At 43.2% G+C, this 19,270-nt stretch carries 21 protein-coding genes; 6 read left to right on the forward strand and 15 right to left on the reverse strand.

The annotated features are described in order from the left end of the window. Positions 1–6: 6 nt before the first annotated feature. From tusB to CW740_RS07430, 3 genes are all read left to right on the forward strand, one after another. Positions 7–276, forward strand: a complete 270-nt coding sequence (gene tusB / locus CW740_RS07420) for a sulfurtransferase complex subunit TusB (RefSeq protein WP_106646916.1) — start codon at positions 7–9, stop codon at positions 274–276. A 10-nt stretch (positions 277–286) separates the two neighbouring features. After that, entirely contained in the window at positions 287–613 is a 327-nt protein-coding gene (locus CW740_RS07425; protein WP_106646917.1) for a TusE/DsrC/DsvC family sulfur relay protein, read from the forward strand. 213 nt (positions 614–826) lie between these two features. Next, positions 827–1,483: an MlaC/ttg2D family ABC transporter substrate-binding protein gene (locus CW740_RS07430; protein ID WP_106646918.1), complete on the forward strand. Its 657-nt coding sequence runs from the start codon at positions 827–829 to the stop codon at positions 1,481–1,483. A 58-nt stretch (positions 1,484–1,541) separates the two neighbouring features. Here the strand turns inward: CW740_RS07430 and CW740_RS07435 are convergent, their stop codons facing one another. After that, positions 1,542–2,015, reverse strand: coding sequence for a peroxiredoxin (locus CW740_RS07435; protein WP_106646919.1), 474 nt, complete (start codon positions 2,013–2,015; stop codon positions 1,542–1,544). 171 nt (positions 2,016–2,186) lie between these two features. Here CW740_RS07435 and ggt point away from each other — a divergent pair, with 171 nt between their 5' ends. Continuing rightward, positions 2,187–3,863 (forward strand): gamma-glutamyltransferase, encoded by a 1,677-nt coding sequence (gene ggt / locus CW740_RS07440; RefSeq protein WP_188459722.1) that lies wholly within the window; start codon positions 2,187–2,189, stop codon positions 3,861–3,863. A 73-nt stretch (positions 3,864–3,936) separates the two neighbouring features. Here ggt and CW740_RS07445 read toward each other — a convergent pair whose 3' ends face one another. The 11 genes from CW740_RS07445 to CW740_RS07495 form a co-directional block, all read right to left on the reverse strand. After that, positions 3,937–4,116, reverse strand: a complete 180-nt coding sequence (locus CW740_RS07445; protein ID WP_018624642.1) for a PspC domain-containing protein — start codon at positions 4,114–4,116, stop codon at positions 3,937–3,939. Positions 4,117–4,601: 485 nt separating this feature from the next. After that, positions 4,602–5,018: an alternative ribosome rescue aminoacyl-tRNA hydrolase ArfB gene (gene arfB, locus CW740_RS07450; RefSeq protein ID WP_106646921.1), complete on the reverse strand. Its 417-nt coding sequence runs from the start codon at positions 5,016–5,018 to the stop codon at positions 4,602–4,604. Between the two features lie 2 nt (positions 5,019–5,020). Then, on the reverse strand, positions 5,021–5,995 hold the full coding sequence (gene trhO / locus CW740_RS07455) for an oxygen-dependent tRNA uridine(34) hydroxylase TrhO (protein WP_444542875.1): 975 nt from the start codon (positions 5,993–5,995) through the stop codon (positions 5,021–5,023). A 205-nt stretch (positions 5,996–6,200) separates the two neighbouring features. Further along, positions 6,201–6,494: a hypothetical protein gene (locus CW740_RS12535; protein ID WP_106646923.1), complete on the reverse strand. Its 294-nt coding sequence runs from the start codon at positions 6,492–6,494 to the stop codon at positions 6,201–6,203. An 89-nt stretch (positions 6,495–6,583) separates the two neighbouring features. Then, complete coding sequence (locus CW740_RS07465) at positions 6,584–7,264, reverse strand: M48 family metallopeptidase (protein ID WP_106646924.1); 681 nt, start codon at positions 7,262–7,264, stop codon at positions 6,584–6,586. A gap of 24 nt (positions 7,265–7,288) precedes the next feature. Next, on the reverse strand, positions 7,289–7,582 hold the full coding sequence (locus CW740_RS07470; RefSeq protein ID WP_106646925.1) for a GIY-YIG nuclease family protein: 294 nt from the start codon (positions 7,580–7,582) through the stop codon (positions 7,289–7,291). Between the two features lie 20 nt (positions 7,583–7,602). Then, positions 7,603–8,109: a C40 family peptidase gene (locus tag CW740_RS07475; protein WP_106646926.1), complete on the reverse strand. Its 507-nt coding sequence runs from the start codon at positions 8,107–8,109 to the stop codon at positions 7,603–7,605. Between the two features lie 76 nt (positions 8,110–8,185). Next, positions 8,186–9,181 carry a serine/threonine protein kinase gene (locus CW740_RS07480; protein WP_106646927.1) on the reverse strand — a complete coding sequence of 332 codons (996 nt, stop codon included), beginning with the start codon at positions 9,179–9,181 and terminating at the stop codon, positions 8,186–8,188. Positions 9,182–9,187: 6 nt separating this feature from the next. Beyond that, entirely contained in the window at positions 9,188–9,886 is a 699-nt protein-coding gene (locus CW740_RS07485; RefSeq protein WP_227523809.1) for a DUF502 domain-containing protein, read from the reverse strand. 75 nt (positions 9,887–9,961) lie between these two features. Next, complete coding sequence (locus CW740_RS07490) at positions 9,962–11,137, reverse strand: GNAT family N-acetyltransferase (RefSeq protein ID WP_227523810.1); 1,176 nt, start codon at positions 11,135–11,137, stop codon at positions 9,962–9,964. A 693-nt stretch (positions 11,138–11,830) separates the two neighbouring features. Next, positions 11,831–14,035 carry a M3 family metallopeptidase gene (locus CW740_RS07495; RefSeq protein ID WP_106646930.1) on the reverse strand — a complete coding sequence of 735 codons (2,205 nt, stop codon included), beginning with the start codon at positions 14,033–14,035 and terminating at the stop codon, positions 11,831–11,833. 248 nt (positions 14,036–14,283) lie between these two features. On the opposite strand from CW740_RS07495, the gene CW740_RS07500 reads away from it, so the two are divergent. Together CW740_RS07500 and CW740_RS07505 are read left to right on the forward strand one after the other, a co-directional pair. After that, positions 14,284–14,817, forward strand: a complete 534-nt coding sequence (locus CW740_RS07500) for a hypothetical protein (RefSeq protein ID WP_106646931.1) — start codon at positions 14,284–14,286, stop codon at positions 14,815–14,817. Positions 14,818–14,899: 82 nt separating this feature from the next. Next, complete coding sequence (locus CW740_RS07505) at positions 14,900–15,469, forward strand: PhnA domain-containing protein (RefSeq protein WP_106646932.1); 570 nt, start codon at positions 14,900–14,902, stop codon at positions 15,467–15,469. 91 nt (positions 15,470–15,560) lie between these two features. Here CW740_RS07505 and CW740_RS07510 read toward each other — a convergent pair whose 3' ends face one another. The 3 genes from CW740_RS07510 to CW740_RS07520 all read right to left on the reverse strand — a co-directional run bounded on the left by CW740_RS07510 (position 15,561) and on the right by CW740_RS07520 (position 19,255). After that, positions 15,561–16,604: a PepSY-associated TM helix domain-containing protein gene (locus CW740_RS07510; protein WP_106646933.1), complete on the reverse strand. Its 1,044-nt coding sequence runs from the start codon at positions 16,602–16,604 to the stop codon at positions 15,561–15,563. Positions 16,605–16,657: 53 nt separating this feature from the next. Next, the gene (locus CW740_RS07515; protein ID WP_106646934.1) at positions 16,658–18,787 is read right to left on the reverse strand and encodes a TonB-dependent receptor; all 2,130 of its coding nucleotides are present in this window, start codon (positions 18,785–18,787) and stop codon (positions 16,658–16,660) included. A gap of 171 nt (positions 18,788–18,958) precedes the next feature. After that, positions 18,959–19,255 carry a DUF6694 family lipoprotein gene (locus CW740_RS07520; RefSeq protein WP_106646935.1) on the reverse strand — a complete coding sequence of 99 codons (297 nt, stop codon included), beginning with the start codon at positions 19,253–19,255 and terminating at the stop codon, positions 18,959–18,961. Between the last annotated feature and the right edge of the window lie 15 nt (positions 19,256–19,270).

A 19,270-nucleotide genomic window follows, 5' to 3' on the forward strand; every position in this document is an offset into this window, starting at 1 on the left:
GCTTTTATGAGCAGTCTTTTCATTATCAATAACCCCCACAAACTTATCGAAGCCCTTCCCTTTATTAGTAAAGATGATGGGATATTGCTGATTGAAGATGCAGTGGTTCTAGCGACAAACGATAGCGATAGTCATTGCAACAACCAATATGCTTTGGAAGAAGACCTAATCGCACGTGGACAAATAAATAAAATACATACTGGCTGGGAGCTGATTGATTACCCTCAGTTTGTAGAACTCACTTTAACGTTTGATAAACCTATTACATGGGTATGAAGGTAAGCTAATGACTGATTTACTGGCAAAGCTTGCTCGCGATAAGCAGGGATACTTAACTGACTCCAGTGTGTGGAATGAAGAAATCGCCAATGCCATCGCAAAAGAAGAAGGCTTAGAGCTGACTGACGATCACTGGCAGGTCATCTGGTATGTTCGCAAGTTTTACGAAGAGTTCAATACCAGCCCTTCTATCCGCCCCCTGGTGAAATATTTAGCTAGAGAATGGTCGCCTGAAAAAGGCTCAAGTATCTATCTACATATATTATTTCCTGAAGGGCCAGCCAAGCAGGCAACAAAAATTGCCGGTCTGCCCAAACCAGCTCGTTGTATCTAGCCTCAAATTAAATAGTTAACCTATTGATTTTAAATCATATTGTTAATAACTGACTTATTCGCACAGCCTGTTACAAATTCACATTAAGCGTGCGTTAAGTTTGATTGTTTAGGATAGCTAGCAATAGTAAAATAGCCGCCATTGAGTTAATGGCAAATGTGACGCTGATGCGTCCAAGAATAACAACCCGACATAAATGGTTAAGGTGAACCTATGAAACGTATTATTAATCAAGTGCTTGCAATGTTGGTACTTTTTGGTCTGAGCCAGGTAGTTATGGCTAAAGAAGATCCAAAAATCCACATGGAAGAAGTCACAAAACAGATCAGTGCAGAAATTCTTGCCAATAAAGAAAGAATCAAAACTGACTCAGAATATGCGAAAGGTTTAATTGAGCAGTACCTGCTTCCAGAGGTTGATACCGAGTACATGGCCAAACGTATCCTTGGTCGAGAATACTGGGAAGAGTCAACTGAAGATCAGCGCAAAACATTTATTCAGGAGTTCATCAGCCTTTTATTGAACAGCTATGCAAAAGGGTTGGCAAACTATGATGGACAACCAATCACCTATGAAGAAACTCAGTATTCAACCAGTGGAAATACTGCCAACGTACGCTCAGTTATCATCCCTCAGGAAGGCGAACCAATCTTAATCGACTACCGTTTGAAGTATGGTTCTGATGATAAGTGGCTAGTAACTGATGTTATTATTGAGGGTGTCAGCATGGCTAAGAGTTATGCGACTCAGTACCGTGAGAGAATCGCTCAGGTTGGTATTGAAGCAACTTTGAAAGAGCTTGCTGAAGAAAACAAAAAAGCTAAAAACGCCACTGAAATTAGTGACGAAGCACCAAAAGAAAAGTCATAAGCATCTTTAAAAAAAGGCCAGCATGCAAGCTGGCCTTTTTCATTTTCTGCTTAACGATTTAAAGCTTACTTAGAATATTCTCAGCAGAACTTTTCTCAAAGCCCTTCTCGTCAACTTCTAATGCTTTCACCACACCATCGTCAACAATCATGGCAAATCGTTTGCTACGTACACCCATTCCAAAGCCTGTAGCATCCATTTCAATGCCCATTGCTTCGGTAAAGTCAGCATTACCATCAGCCAACATCATGATCTCATCGGCATTCTGAGCTTTACCCCATGCATCCATAACAAAAACATCGTTAACAGACATACAGGCAATGGTATCAACACCTTTTGATTTTATCTCATCTGCATTGACAACAAATCCTGGCAAGTGAGCAGCACTACAGGTCGGCGTAAAAGCACCAGGTACTGCAAACAATACAACTTTCTTTCCTGCAAAGATGTCATCCGTAGTAATGTCCGTTGGGCCATCTTTGCCCATCACTTTTAGCGTCACATTTGGTAACGTATCTCCTACTTGAATCATAGTTTTCCTCTATTTGACTGTGATTTCTGGTCTATTATCTTAACGCTATATTTATTTCGAGCGCAAAGTTTATTAGAGTGAGTCTCTAAACAGAGGAGAATATCCATGACACCATTCATTAAGACCTGCGCCACAGCCATTATCGCATGCACATTAATAAGCGGTATTAGTATGGCCAGCGTTAAAGCAGCCGATAGAATTACCGGCAAAGATTTCGCAACACGCTCAGAAGTCATTGCCCAACATGGCATGGCAGCTACAAGTCATCCTTTAGCTACTCAGATCGCGTTAGACGTCATGAAAGATGGCGGTAACGCCATAGACGCAGCCATTGCAGCTAATGCAGCATTAGGACTGATGGAGCCCACGGGTAATGGTATCGGTGGCGACTTATACGCCATAGTCTGGAGTGCAAAAGACAAAAAACTTCATGGATTGAATGCCTCTGGACGCTCCCCTCTGGGATTATCATATGAACAATTAAAAACAGAACTCGATAAACTTAACCGAAACGATCTACCTCCTTATGGCATGTTGCCTATTTCTGTCCCTGGTGCAGTCGATGGCTGGTTTGAGTTGCATGATAAGTTTGGCAAGATGCCGATGAAGAAGGTTCTAGCGCCGGCTATCAGTTATGCTGAAAATGGCTTTCCAGTCACAGAGCTGATTGCCTATTACTGGAACCTGAGCGTTCCACGCCTCAGTCCTCAGCCGGGAGCATTCGCTGAAACCTTTACGATTGATGGCAAGGCACCACGCAAAGGCCAAATTTTCAAAAACCCAGATCTAGCCAATACCTATCGCATTTTAGCCAATAAAGGCCGAGACGCTTTCTACAAAGGTGAGATTGCACGAAAGATTGATGCTTTCATGAAAAAAGAAGGCGGCTATCTACGCTATGAAGATTTCACTAATCATACTTCTGACTGGGTGGAGCCTCTTGGAGTAGATTACAAAGGCTACACCCTGTGGGAATTACCACCTAATGGTCAGGGTATTGCAGCTCTGCAAATGTTGCAGATTCTTAAGAACTACGATTTGAGAGCGATGGGTTTTAATACCACTGAATCACTCCACACCTTGATCGAAGCTAAGAAACTAGCATTTGAGGACCGCGCAAAATTTTACGTGGATACAGACTTCAGCAAACAGCCGATTGAAGAACTGATTTCAGAAGAATACGGTAAGGAGCGAGCCAAGCTCATTGGCAATCGTGCGGCTCGTACCGTTCAAGCAGGTAATCCAAGACTTGAGGAAGGCGACACCATTTATATGACCACTGCTGATAAAGATGGCAATATGGTCTCTTTAATTCAGAGTAATTACCGCGGCATGGGCTCTGGTGTTGTCACGCCAGGTCTTGGCTTTGTATTCCAGGATCGTGGACAATTATTCTCAATGGATCCCGAGCATGCCAATGTCTATGAACCAGGCAAGCGCCCTTTCCATACCATCATCCCAGCATTCATCACTAAAGATGGCAAACCATTCATGAGTTATGGCGTCATGGGAGGTGCCATGCAACCGCAAGGTCATGTGCAAATTCTGATTAACATGGTTGATTATGATATGAACGTTCAGGAAGCAGGTGATGCCCCACGTTGGCAGCATATGGGTTCAACCGAGCCTACTGAAAGCCAGGCTGCCTATTTAACAAATGGTGGCTATGTAGAGTTTGAATCAGGCATTCCACAGGAAGTACTTCGCGACCTGCAACAAAGAGGCCATGATGTGCGCTTTGGCAATGGAGGCTTTGGTGGCTACCAGGCCATAATGTGGGATAAAGAGGAAGGTGTTTATTATGGCGCATCTGAATCCCGCAAAGATGGTCAGGCTGCGGGCTTCTAACCTTCGTAAAACTAAAAAGCCTCTGATTAAATAACATCAGAGGCTTTTTTTATATCACTTAAATAACGACTATTTACTCTTCGGGCATGACTATCCACAAAATTAGGTAGACCAGTACGCCTGAAAATGCCGTTAAAATACTCAAAAGAACATAAAGGATGCGAGTAGTATTTGGGTTCCAGCCCAGCCATTTCGCAAGGCCTCCACAAACACCGGCAATCACACGATCTTTAGTACGCTTTAATTCTGCCATAATTAATCCCATCGAATTCACTTATATTTAGCATAACAACAGCTAAGCCATTGACCAACCTGCAGTTTGTAAATCTTTGTGTTGGTTCATGAAATGTAATCGTAAATGAAATTAAGGTCGAGTCGCTAAAGACTGCTCAGTCATACAGTCAATAGCGACTCTGGGGTAGAACCTTTAATACTAAAAAGAAAGGTCTAATGTTAGCTTTCCTTCAGCTATAAACTGGCTACATCATTTCAGCGAATAAACAGATAAGCTAACTTGAGTTGGCTTATGCGAGAAATAAGCAACTTACCTGCACAATCCCGAACGATTTTCGCGACTTTGGTGATTTCTGAGTTTCCCTCTCAGTTCGGCCAAAGCAGTGTAACCATTGGCGGAAAACGAACGAAAGTGATTGTAGAGAGATTTCTGAGATAAATCTACACAATTGAATATGGCTGGATGACCAGTTATAACTTATGAGTATAAGTGCTAAGAAATAGCTAGAGCTGTGGCTTTCTACGCATTGATTTCTTTTGCGAATGTTGAGTCTTTTTCTCAAGCCGCTTTTCTTTCGAAGCCTTGGTTGGCTTGGTTTTAATGCGCTTTTTCTTGGGCTTGGCAACTGACTGAATGAGTAGGCGTAATCGAGAAAGTGCATCGTCACGATTACGATCCTGAGTACGATGTTTCTGAGCCTTGATGACAACGACTCCATCCTGCGTGATTCGATTATCATTGAGAGCCAATAGCTCTGACTTGTAAAACTCAGGTAATGAGGAAGCCTTGATATCAAAACGCAGATGAATAGCGCTGGCCACCTTGTTGACATTCTGACCACCCGCGCCTTGCGCACGGATGGCCGTTAATTCTATTTCAGAATCTGGAATCGCAACATTGTTGGAAATAACCAGCGGCATAATTAGTTGCCAGCTTTATTTTTCTGCGCATGTTTCTGCATTTCTCGCATACGCTTTTTCTGCTGGCGACGCATGGCGATAGCGGTAATTACATCTGAACCTATATGCTCTTCGCCTCTGGCTTTTGCTAATTGCACCTGACGCTCGCGTTCAGCGTAACGCTGACGTTGCTCTGGCGTCTGCTTATCGTAGCAGTGTGGGCAGCTGACACCTTTTTCATACTTTTCGTGCTGCTTCTCTTCTTCCGTAATTGGCATACGACAGGCATGACATTGATCATATTGTCCTTTCTTAAGATCATGATCGACCGCAACACGGTTATCGAATACAAAGCACTCACCTTCCCACATGGTTTCTTCTTTAGGCACTTCTTCTAAATACTTTAGAATACCGCCTTCAAGGTGAAACACATTTTCAAAGCCCTGCTCTTTTAGGTAAGCCGTCGATTTTTCACAACGAATTCCACCCGTACAAAACATAGCCACTTTCTTGTGTTTCTTTGGATCGAGGTTTTGCTTAACGTACTCAGGAAACTCACGGAAGGTTTCGGTATTTGGATTCAAAGCTCCTTTGAAAGTACCAATTTGAACTTCGTAATCATTACGAGTATCAACTAGCACCACCTCAGGATCAGAAATCAAAGCATTCCAGTCTTTTGGCTTTACATAAGTTCCAACGACACGCTTAGGATCGATACCCTCAACGCCCATGGTGACGATTTCTTTTTTCAGTTTGACCTTAGTGCGATAAAACGGCATCTCTTCATCATAAGACTCTTTGTAGTCAATATCAGCGAGGCGCTCGTCATGCTTAAACCAGGCCAGAAGCGTATCGATTGCTTGACGGGTGCCCGCCACAGTACCGTTAATACCCTCTTTCGCTAGCAGTAAAGTGCCTTTAATATCATTCTCAAGCATCACGTCCAGCAACGGCTGACGGATAGCTTCAAAATCCTCAAGAGTGACAAACTTATACATGGCGCAGACCACAATCGGGTGCGTCGTTTCGTTATAAACAGAAGATGATGTAGATACAGCAGACGACTCTGCTGATACAGATTTGGTTTGACTCATTGTTACCTCTCGCTCGCTGGAACGTAAAACCAGTGCAAAATTCAGGCGCGATTGTAACGTTTATTGAAGGATTTGTGTAGGGCTTGTGGTTATTTTTTGAGCAAACAATCTACCCTGTTACTGCGATACCAACTAGTATTAATAATGAAGCATAAACTATTACATTGATGTGGCTATTATATTTCGCAACAAAAACTATCCACGACTTTACACCTTCTTTCTCTAGTTCAAGAGCATAACGTTTTAAATGTTTTGCTTGCACAGATGGCAAGAACGACGGGCCGTTAAAATCACCCTTAGTGTTTAAGTAAGATACTGCTTTTACAAGATATAGGTAATTACCTAGTAAAATATAAACAGTAATAATTATAAACGCGATAAAGAAAAGTGTAGGATTGTCCATTCAGTTCCGAAAAGTTATAAAACATACTTTACATCATCTTATTTATGGTCTGAATCTATTACAAGCATTCTTTAAGTACAACTTATACCTCAACACCACACCTTATGCCCATGCTCTTTCAGCCATTGTTCCGATTCCTGATAGTCAGGGCAATTGGTTGCGACCAGCTGCCAGAATCGCTTTGAATGATTCATGTATTTAAGATGGCACAGTTCATGGATGATCAAATAGTCCTGTACGGATTTTGGTGCCATCATTAAAAGTGGATTGAATTGCAGGACGCCCTTGGTTGTACAGTGCCCCCACTTGGTTTTGGTCTTACGAAATTTTACCGCCTCAATTCGACCATCCAGCCCCATCATAGATGCGATTTGCCAAACTCTAGGCTCAAAGCTTTCTTTAGCTTGTTGCAGCAACCATTGCTGAAACTGTTTTTTTAGATAGGGTTCGTCCAACTGGCGAGCTTGAATATAAAGTTGTTCACCTTCAACTTTGATCGCATTTTTACCTTGTGAAAGCTTTAAAACATAAGGCTTTCCGCAATATAAAATCGTTTCGCCCTCTTCGAGTTTCAAGCGTTCGCTGTTCTTTTGCTGCTGAAGTTTGAGCTTTTTTAGAATCCAGGGCTTTTTCAATTCGACAAATTCATCAATCCAGTTCTGCGGAGCCTTTAAGGGCGCGCGTACTTCTACTCCATCATCACGAATATAAATGACCAGGGTTTTGCGTTTACTGCGCGTGATGGTTAGCTTAAAAGGTTCGTGCTGCATTGATTCAGATTTATAACCTGTGGCTTATAGCTTTATTTTGCTTTTAGGAGGGATTTCATTAACGATTAGCTTCCCGGATGCTAACAGTTTTTTCTGCTCTCGGGTTAGTCGCTTTACTTTAATTTCTGCTTTGAGCGCTTCGGATTTGCTTTCAAACTCAGTATGGAAAATCATTGTTAAGGGCTGACGGCCACGCAAGTATTTGGCGCACTTTGGCCCATTTGACTGATGTTCTTCGAAACGTCTGTGCAGATCATTAGTGATGCCCGTATATAAGGTGTCATCACCACAACGTAAAATATACAGATGCCAGCTCATAGCATTGATTTACTCATAAATTACTCTTTGTAGAGCCTGCCAGCGCGGATTAGGCGTGGCTTAAAATAAGGGTTGTCCATAGTGGTAATCGAAACTTTCTTACCACTCGATGGCGCATGTACAAACTGTTTGTCACCAATGTAAATACCCACATGAGATGGCTTGCCATCGATACGGTAAAACAGCAGATCACCAGGTTGCAGTTCATCTAGTGAAATTTTTCGCGAAGCATACAGCTGGTCGCGAGATGTTCTTGGAACATAATCACCGACCTGAGTATGAGTAAAGTACACAAGTCCGCTACAGTCAAACCCTTGCTGAGGCGATGAGCCACCATAAAGATACCGCTTGCCGATCATGGATTGAGCCGTTAATGCGATATTTTCACCTTTATCAGGAAGAGGCTGCAAGTTTTTATAGCCCTGCTGTGGCTGTGTGCTGTGCGTTCGCTCAGGTGCGCTTGAGCAGGCAAAAAGCCAAAAGCTGGCAGCCAAGATAACGAGGTATTGTGGAAGTGATTTATTCATTGCCCTACCCTAGCAGATGAAAACTGAACTTACCCTAAACCAGCGCACACTCATATTGAGCGGCTGATAACAGTCATTAAACATTTAACAACTCCAGTGCTGGTTCCTGCAACTCAGCAAACTGACTTCTCAAGTCCAAAATTTGCTCTTCCCAGTAACGTATCGAGTCAAACCATGGAAAAGCCTGCTGGAAAGCAGGGTCACTCCAGCGCTTAGCCAACCAGGCGCTGTGATAAAACATACGCAGCGTTCGTAATGGCTCAATCAACCTGAGCTGTTTCATTGGAAAGGTTTGAAACTCTTCATAACCTTCGATAATCTCGGAGAGCTGGGCAAGCTTTTGGGGACGCTCACCCGATAACAGCATCCATAAGTCCTGCACAGCGGGAGCCATTCGAGAATCATCAAAATCAACAAAATGCGGGTTATCATCGCGCCACAGGATATTGCCGATGTGACAGTCACCATGAGTTCGAATATAGTCCAGCTCCCCGACTGCCTGCCACTGCTTACGGACTTCTTTCAGAATATCCTCTGCCAGAGTCCGATAAGGCAAATGGTATTCGCGCGGGACGGCATGCTCCATTAAATATTCAAAACTTTCCTGACCAAAAGTTTCCACAGTTAAACTGGGACGAAACTGATAGGGTCTGCTCTCTCCTACAGCATGAATTCGCCCGATAAATCGGCCCAGGGTAAATAAGCTATCAAGATCATCCAGTTCTGGGGCATGCCCGCCCTTACGGGGGTATAGCGCGTAATAAAAGCCTTTATACTCAAACAGAGTTTTGCTTTGCAATGACAGGGGAGCAACCACTGGTAACTCAGCCTCTGCTAGTTCCGTGGTGAACTCATGCTCTTCCAGAATCTGCTCTTGAGTCCAACGCTCAGGGCGGTAGAACTTGGCAATAACTGGCTGCTGTTCTTCAATACCAATCTGATAGACACGGTTCTCGTAGCTATTCAGGGTTAGGATACGCCCATCACTATAAAACCCGAGAGCCTCTACCGCGTCAAGAATAAAGTCCGGAGTAAGCTTATCGAAAGGATGAGCCAAAGGAGTATTGCTCATACAACCTTAGCCTTTGTCATTTTCATTGTTTTTCTTAGTATCAGTGTCAGATTCATCTTTGCGCTCAGCTTCACTGTTATCCTGCTTATCATCTTTATTTTCTTTATCATCAACAGAATCCGGCGTAACGACCGACTTGTCTGAGCCCATTGATGCGGTCAGAACTTTTTTCATCGCTTCGCTTGGCGACATATCCAGCTCTTTACACTTGGATTTAGGCATGAAAAAAGTAAAACCACCTATTTGATAACTCATAGGCACATAAACCGCCACCAAATCATCTCGCTCACCCAGGCTAACGTTACTCGCCGTAATGAAGCCTATTACCTCAACGCCTTCTTTAACCTCACACAAGACCGCCTGCCGTAAATCTTCTTCCTTATCGGGTGACAAAAAGCGCATGACATCATTAAAGGCACTGTACACGGTATTTACTAATGGAATACGCTCCATTAGCTTATTTAGCCCTGAAAGTATCATCTGGCCTAAATAAAACTTAATTAAAAGCCCAAGACCAAAAATCAAAAGCAATCCAAGGATAAGGCCTAATCCAGGCCAGTAGCTATCATCAGGGATGACGAGCAACAAGAGTTCACGCAGATAGGTCTCTAAAGTAGTTAACAACCAGCCGACCAGCGCAATGGTCAATAAGATAGGAAGAATGGCAATAAGTCCTTGCAGGAAAATTGCACTAATATTTTTCATACCACTAACTTTCATATTATCGTTATTCCACTCACGAATAGATGCCAAAACAATAGCATACTTAGTGCAAAGCGACTATGAATCCTTTGATGTTAGCTTGTAGGCTGAGTGCGCCTGGTAATAATCAAAAAGCTGGTCTATTTCTTTAGACTCATAACGAAGCGCTTTATCGATTGCCTCGCGAAATGCAGGCTCGACAATGTAGTGGTAAGAATAGGTTAAGACAGGATCGAAGCCACGTGCCAGCTTATGTTCGCCCTGAGCACCAGGTTCAAAAACTTTAAGTTTATTGGCAATGGCGTACTCAATTCCTTGGTAGTAACAGGTTTCAAAATGAAGAAACTCTTCATCAACTAAACTACCCCAGTAGCGCCCATAAAGATGGGTATCTGATTTTATGAAAAAGGCTCCAGCCAATCGCTGTTCATCTTTTGTAGCAAAGAGCAACAATACTTGCTCACCCATTCTCTCAGCCAGTTGAGGGAAGAACTCTGGAGTTAGCTGGGACCAGCTGCCTTTCTCGTCAAAGGTCTTTTTATAGAGTTCATAGAAACACTGCCAGTCTTCATTAGAAGCTTCGTCACCTGAGAGCCATTCAAAGGTCCAGCCCCTGGTAGCCACCTGACGTCGTTCTCTAAGAATATTCTTACGTTTCTTGGCCTTTAGATACTCTAGAAACTGGGAAAAGCTTAAATAGTTTTGATTATGCCAATGAAACTGGATGTCTCTCCGAGCAAGTAAATCTGACTGTTCAAGTACATCACACCCTTCAGAGTCCAGGAAGTTGATATGCCAAGAGCTGATATGATTTTGCTCCAGCCAATCGGATACTGTATTGATAACTGCCAACTGCTGTTCATCAGAAAGCGAACAATGTAGCAATCGAGGTCCAGTGATTGGCGACAAAGGTGAAGCAGTAAGTGCTTTCGGATAGTATTCGAGGCCATGCCGCTGATAAGCATTAGCCCAGGCCCAGTCAAAAACAAATTCTCCGAAGGAATGACCTTTCAGGTAAAGAGGCATAAAAGCCACTAACTCACTTCCACTGTAAGCAACAACGTGCAGCGGCTTCCAGCCTTTTTCGGCTGTCACGGCGCCGCTTTTTTCCAGTACAGACAAAAAGCGTGGATCCACAAAAGGGTTAGAAAAGTGCCCCGATCTTGATAGTTGCCGCCAGTCAGACTCAGCAATATCCGATATGGATTCAACAAACTTGATAGTTAAGTCCCTATCTGGGCTAGTGCTACTCATTTTTTGGGACAAGGAATGACTCGATTATTATCGGCTAAGGTATTACAGACAAATTATCACGAAACCTTAAACAAAAAAAAGCCCACTCAAAAGCAAAGTGGGCTAAAATGGGGGGTAAGTTTTTGGGTAAATCAAAACAAAACAAATCAAAACAATCTATAAGGGTGCCCTTTAGGTGGTAAAAAGGGGCTAATCATCAGAACATTCTATACATTCTGCTGATTCTAATAATTTATAGTAATGCAATGGCTAGCACTGAAACAATGATGGCCGCAATTACAATCTCTAATGCACCTTCAGTAATCTCGTTCATGTCTATCTCCTTGAGTAAATAACGCTATGTCTTTGTTACGGGGTTAATTCTACGCCTGTTATGTGACAATTTTAAGACAATTTCATTGGATATTTTTTAAGGTTACACATTAGTTTTACTTATCTAGCAAGTCATAATTGAAAAAACAACACAGCAACAAATAATTACATTTCGCCTAAGTTACTCTAATCCTTATTAAAAGCTGTAAGGCGAATTCGAAGTGAGGTTATTGAGGGTGACACAACTCAAATGGAAAGCTGCTAAGCCATTGATTTTAAATTATGAAGCAGGTCTAATTTAAAGAGCTAGATTTAAGCATTTCATATAAAAAAACAGCCACGCAGAGGTGGCTGTTTCAGTTTTTGAGTTAACTTATTTGATTAGTCAATCAGACCACGACTTTTCAATAAGTATTTTGGATCGGCTTCTTTACCACGGAATTTCTTATACAATTCTAATGGATCCTGAGTACCGCCTTTTGACAGGATATACTCAACAAACTTATCCGCTGTTTCCTCATCAAAGATGCCATTCTCGCGGAAAGCCTGATAAGCATCAGCTGCAAAGATTTCAGACCAGATATAGCTGTAATAACCTGCTGAGTAACCGCCAGAGAAGATGTGTGAGAAATAAGTGGTGCGGTAACGAGGAGCAATTTCAGGAATTAAGCCAACCTCTTCAAGAACCGCTTTTTCAAACGCATCTGCATCTTTAACTTCGTCGCCAACTTGCTGAGTATGCCAGGCAAGGTCTAACAAGGTTGCCGCCATGTACTCGGTAGTTGCAAAGCCTTGATTAAACTGAGCTGCAGCCTGGATTTTGTCGATCATATCCTGTGGAATGACTTCACCAGTCTTATAATGCTTGGCGAACTGAGCCAATACTTCCGGCTCTAACATCCAGTTCTCAAGAACCTGCGATGGGAACTCAACGAAGTCACGAGGCACTGAAGTACCTGTTTGTGATGGGTAAACACCATCCGAGAGCAAACCATGCGTTGCATGACCAAACTCATGGAACAATGTGCTGGCCTGATCGAAAGTTAATAATGTTGGCTCATCACCCACTGGACGTGGGAAGTTGAGAACATTAACGATAATAGGCTTAACATATTGACCATCTTCAGTCACAAACTGCTTACGGTACGAATTCATCCAGGCGCCACCACGTTTGCTGTCACGCACATAGAAATCAGCCAGATAGATACCAATTAATTCGCCTTTCTCGTCTGTAACTTCGAAGGTGCGGACATCCTCATGGTATTTTGGTAAATCAAAACGCTCTTTGAAGTTCATGCCGAATAGACGATTTGCCGTATAGAAAACACCTTCAAGCGTACTGTCTAAAGAAAAATATGGCTTTACTTCTTCTTCGTTCAAAGAGTACTTGGCTTTACGGATTTTCTCCGCATAGTGGCGCCAGTCATGCGCCGCGAAAGTGAAATCCCCACCCTCTTCATTAATCATTTCCTGCATGGCAGCGACTTCTGCTTTAGCTTGTTTAATAGCAGCAGGCCAAACCTGGTCTAGCAACTTAGAAACATTATCAGCATTCTTGGCAGTGCGCTCTTCAAGCACAAAGTCTGCATGTGACTTGTAGCCCATCAGATTAGCTTTTTCAGCTCGAAGCTCTGCTAGCTTGATGGCGATCTTCTTGTTGTCATACTCATTGTCGTTGTCGCCACGATGAGTATAAGCGTAATACACCTTCTCACGTAGATCGCGCTTTGTTGAGTTAATCAGGAATGGGTCTTTACTTGTACGATGTGTGGTAATAACCCATTTACCTTCATGACCACGCTCTTCAGCTGTCTTCGCTGATGCATCAATAAACCATTGTGGCAAACCAGCTAAATCTTCCTCATTATCAATAACCAGTTCCCAGTTATTAGTTTCAGCCAGGACATTCTCGGCGAACTCTAGGGAAAGTTGGGTCATTTGTTTATTCAGCTCACGAAGCTTTTCTTTTTGCTCTTCATTCAGCTCAGCACCTCCACGCACGAAAGATTTATAGCTGTCTTCTAGCAGGCGCATTTGATCAGGACGCAACCCTAGCTCATCCTTTTTTGCATAAAGCGCAGAGACACGCTTAAACAGGTTTTCATTTAAGTTGACATCGTCACGCAAAGAAGAAAGCTGAGGGCCAATTTCTTTAGATATCGCCTGCAATGTAGGATTGGTATGAGCGGATGTCAGGTTGTAGAACACATTACTGACTTTATTCAATAGCTTACCGTTGTATTCCATCGCCTCAATGGTATTAGCGAAAGTAGGCTCCTCCGGGTTATTAGCAATCGCTTCTACCTCAGCACGAACCTCTGCAATGGCTTTTTCAAATGCTGGCTTGAAATGCTCATCTTTAATTTGATCAAAAGGCGGGATGCCATAAGGCGTATCCCAATCTTCAAAGAAAGGATTAGTAGCAGTGACGTCAGTGCTTTCAGTTGAAGACTGCGCTTCATCAGTAGTCGCAACCGCCTGAGCCTTTTCCGACTCAGCAGCAACCTTTTGTTCATTGTCACCATTAGAGCAGCCAGCCGCTAAAAGCGCGGACATGACTGCCGCCGCGATAGATAGTTTTTTCATCATAATTACCTTAGGTTTATTACCTTACTTAGATTTCCCCAATGGTCGCCCAGCTATGAGCTAAGCTCTCCAAAATCAAATCAAACGTCTTTTTATACGGACTCTAGCGCCAATAGGCAAGGCAAGTGGTCGGCAAATGTGTAACAAATCTAAACAGGGGTATTTGTTCGCATTGTGCGGAGCTGTACATTTTTTATACAGAAAGATGTTAAAATAACCCCAAGAAGCACTTGATAAGGAGGTTTACCATGTCACGCTTACTCTACCGTTGCGACAACCTCGCAGAAATCGAAAACACCTATAAAGATCTCCGTGATGCAGGTGTTGAAGACGCCCACCTTCATGTCATCGCCAAGCAGGATGGACAGTTGCTTCGTCGCGGGCTAAATGCGGCCAATAGCTGGTATAAGACAGACATCCTTAATGGCTGGAGCCAAGGCGTACGTTATGGCCTGGCAGCAGGTATTATTGCCAGTCTGTTTTTCGCAGCTTTTGATGTTTTCAGTGGTTATTACGGCTTTATCGGTATTTTCTTCACGCTGGTGATATTTACAGCGTTCGGAACCTGGCTCGGTGGGTTCATTGGCCTGCAATCAAAAAACCATGCATTAAAAGACTTTTATCACTTTGTTGACGAAGGTGAATATTTGCTGCTAATTGATTTAAGCTTATCCGAAGCAAAGCATATAAAAGGTGTATTGAATTATCACCCAAGCTTAATGCTAGTCAGCGATGAAGTAGAAACAACCATTCCAGTTCATATCATGGAGCGAATGCACTAGCGTTTATTAACAATATACATTTGTTCGTTTTCTTTGCTTCCTGAAAAAAGGCATAATAGCGCCTTTTTCAGGGAGCCATGCCATGAGCATTCTTAATACCCTAATAGAGCGCGCTGAAAACCGATGTGAATTATGCCGCTCCAGTAAAGGACTAACCGTTTACGAAGTACCACCCGCCGAAGCCAACTCTGACAAATGTGTGTTAGTTTGTGAGACCTGTTCAAACCAACTTGAAAATCCCGAACCAGTAGATATTCACCACTGGCGCTGCCTAAACGACTCAATGTGGAGTCAGGTTCCTGCAGTTCAGGTTGTGTCATGGAGAAGACTCAAAGTTCTAGCAGATCTTGGAGAAACCTGGGCACAGGAACAGCTGGATATGATGTACATGGATGATGAAACACGTGCATGGGCAGAAATGGCACTTGCCGACGACACACGCGAACCAACCCTCGACAGTAACGGCACCCCACTTCAAGCTGGTGATAATGTGGTACTGATTAAAAACCTCGACGTCAAAGGCGGCGGTTTCACAGCCAAAAGAGGTACCGCAGTACGTGGTATATCGTTAAGCGATAACCCACTGCACATTGAAGGACGTGTTAATGGCCAACGAATCGTTATTATCGCTGCCTATGTGAAGAAGTCTTAACTGATAAAAACTCCACAAGATAATCAAACACTCTAAAGCATGTCATCCTGACGAAAGTCAGGATCTGCTCTTTAATGCCCTTTCCATCCCCCTAACTTCGAGTCTTCCGTTTTTGTCTGTACCACAACCAAAACCATACCCCGGTAACCGATAGCAAAATCAAAGCCACTCCACTCAGGAATATCACTGTCAGGTAGGTACCACCACCGATATTGGCAATATGAAGTGGGTAAACTTTTTGCGCTAATCGATAACCCAAAGTCTGTTCTCGAATGTTGGTCCATTCGGTGATTTGATGGGTCTCAGGGTCAAATGCGATTCGGGTGCGACCATTCTTATGCCACTCTTCTGGCTGAGTCATTCGCATACTGCTGGAAGCCCAAGATATTAACTTTGGCCTGGCTTCAGGCATTATGACTTCAGCTACCGCAAATCGCTCCTGCCAGCTTGCGCTGCTTAAAGTTGGAATATCAATTACTGGTCGCTCTTCTCCTTGCAGTGGGAAAAGTGCTTTAAGAGCAGTTCCAACCGCCGAGCACATCATGGCAGTACCAGTTGCAACTGCTATTAAGATTGGAAAGAAAAGTACCACGCCAAAGGTTCTGTGGGATTGCCATAAGGTCTGCCCCCACTGCTTCTGGCCAGGTTTTGATAATCGAATCGAAAAGTCTTTTTTACTCCAGCGTTTGCGCGGCCACCATTTTATGAGTCCAGAGAAGATCAAAAATAGACAGCCAATGCCAAAAATACCCTGTAACTCTTTACCGAGCTCGTGCAAGAAAAGATGATGGTGAAACTCGACCATCCACTCGATCCAGTCACCCATCGCTGAACGCGACAAAAGCAACACTCCTTCAGCCGAATAATAGTGATGCGTCCCTTCGTCATCTACGGTTTCAATCCATGGGTGATAATCGGATGGCAGAAAAGCGTAATTTGCAGGATTCTGATCAAAAACTTTGGCTGCCTCTTGCTGTGTCGGAATAGCAGATAAGTTCAACTGCGGATAGGTCAGCTGCAATAGTTCTGTCTTAAACAGCAACAAAGTACCTGTTAAGGCAATCAATAAAAGCCAAAGGCTGAGCGCAAGGCCCAGCCATTTGTGCAGAATGGTTATGATTCGTCTGAACCGCATTATGGTGTACCGCTCAGAGAATCATTTCTTGCTTATAGTTACTACTCAATGGCCTACCACTCATATTGCCAATTCACTGTGACAGCTCGACCACGACCAGTAAAGTTTCGTGAGTCATTGCCAGCTGTTTGCGAATAATAAGTAAAGTAGTATTCATCGAATAGATTTTCTAGACCAATGGTAAACATGCCCGCATTCTGCGTTGCAATGTTCATGGTGAAATCTACAGTGTCATAGCCATTAAAATTATTAATTGCTTCGGCACCAGTATAAATATTGCGGTCAAACAATTTATTCCATTGCAGACGGGTATTGATGTCACCAGTCCAGTACTGAGTCCAGTATAGATTTAGGCGACGTGGAGTCATGTTACTACCGCCTAATGGCGTATCTACCTGCCCATCATCATCACTATCAAAGTCACCATCAGTATCGGCATACATCAAGCCAACTGTGGCATCATTATTGAGTGCATAGTTGGTATCGATTTCAAATCCTGAGATCTCAGTCTTTTCACGATTGACGATAAAAATACCATCAGCATTTGGCGACAAACGCGCACCTAAATCAGAATTTGACTCAAAGTAACTCGCAGAGAAGTTTAGCGATTGACCGCGATACTCAACCCCCACCTCGTTATTGTCAGTCACAACAGGTTGAAGATTCAGGAAACTTTCCACCTGTTGATCTGGTTGATCAATTGCTCGTAACACTCGACCAACATCAGGCATGCTGAATGCTTCGGAAACACTGATAAAACCACGCCATTCAGAGTTAAAGTTATAGACAGCACCGAAATTAGTTAACAGTTCATTAAATGAAGGACTACCGCCTTCAACAAAAGTACTGTTATATGAGTACAAAGTCGTGAAGTCATCGACCTTCAAGTTACCGTACTCGTAACGCAAGCCAGCACTTAACGTCAGGCCATTATTCATATAACGGGCCTGCACATAAGGAGCCCAGTTCTCAAAGCTGGTTTCAGGCACCCATTTACGACCTGTCTGAGCCAACTCCTGATAAGTTGTATCTTCCAGGAAATCCACACCAGCAGTCATATCCAGTGGCATGTCAGCAATTTGTTGCCAGTTTAATGTTACGCGTGAACCTAATTTGTTGGAGTCATTGCGCGACTGATCAAAAATATCAGTACCATAGGCAGGATCCTGAAAAGTTGCAAAATTGCCGCCACCGTACAGTGCAGAAAAATCCTGTGAGAATAGCTGCCAATTCAAGGCGCCGCCCAAAAAGTTACTATCGCGCAATTCAAAGCTTGCGGTAGTGATTTCATTTTCAGCAGGGTCACCTTCCAGTAAACCTCGCTCTGATATAGCCGGAATACCAGCTGCCCTGTCACCGGTAACAGTGGTGTAATCCCCGTTAGAAGACAGTTGATAGTGATTTAGCATGACACGAATTTCTTGCTCGTCATTTAATCGATAGACTAATTTACCGAACAAATCCTGGCTTGAAGAATCCATGGTGTCACCCTGAGTGGTATCAACACCAATGGCATTACCGTTGCCATCAAAATACAAACCTGACTCTCTTAAATGAGCGCCAAGCATAATTTCGTAATTATCTTCACCATGACTCCAAAGATAACCGGCATGATAACTTAGGCTGTCTGAAGAATCGGTTGGCTGGCTGGAGAAACCTGCATTCACTTCCTGCGAAGTACCACTGGCAGATTTAGTAACAATATTTATGATACCGCCACTGGCTCCCATGCCCTGAATGGCACTGGCACCGTGAATAATTTCTACCCGCTCAATCATTAATGGATCAATTGTGTTTGCTGCACGTGCCCCATCCCTTAGTGGATTAGACTGTGGCACCCCATCAATCAAATATAGTGGCTTTCTGCCGCGCAACGTTTCACCTGAGCTGGTTAGCTTCTGACGCGATGGACTAAAAGATGGTACCAGGTTACCCAAAATATCAGAAAGTGAGTTAGCTACTGAAAGCTGTAAACGGATTTCGTCTCCATCTATCACAGTAATAGTCGCCGGTACCGAACTGGCCGGAAGCGGCGCACGAGTCGCCATAATGGTCAATACTTCGGCATCCTTCTTGCCTTGTTCAGCAGCAGAAGACATCTCTTCTGCTGCATATAGGCTCCCCGGTAGAGCAATGCTCGATAAAGCTGCTAGAACAGCAATTGATATGACTGATTGTTTCATGATTATGCAAACCCTGTTTAATGAGGATGCAAATGATAACAATTCCCATTATCAGATCAAGTCTTTTTTGCATTGCCACTGAGAAATATCAATAAATTAGAAAGCACTAATTAAAAGTGTTAGGCATAAAAAAACCGGCATTAGCCGGTTTCTTTATCTTAAAGCTTCTTCTTATTTACCATTTGCCTGGTCAATAATCTCTTGAGCAGTCTTGCCATGAAGCTTTTCTTTCAATTCTTTCTCGATTTTTTCTTCATCGCCCATTGAACTGAAGCCAACTTGCATTGCAATACTCATCACCGCCTGACCCAACTCCATTTTTTCTTCTTCAGTCATGTCTTTCGTCATTTCTTCCATAGAAGCTTCCATGGTTTGATCATTAGTTGCATCAAAAGTAGGTTCGCTGTTACACGCAGCTAAGGTTAGAGCCAAAAATAGTACAAATATAGAACGAATTAAAATTGTCATAGTGCTTCCCTCTTA

This window comes from Kangiella profundi (assembly GCF_002838765.1).
Taxonomy (GTDB): Bacteria; Pseudomonadota; Gammaproteobacteria; order Enterobacterales; family Kangiellaceae; genus Kangiella; species Kangiella profundi.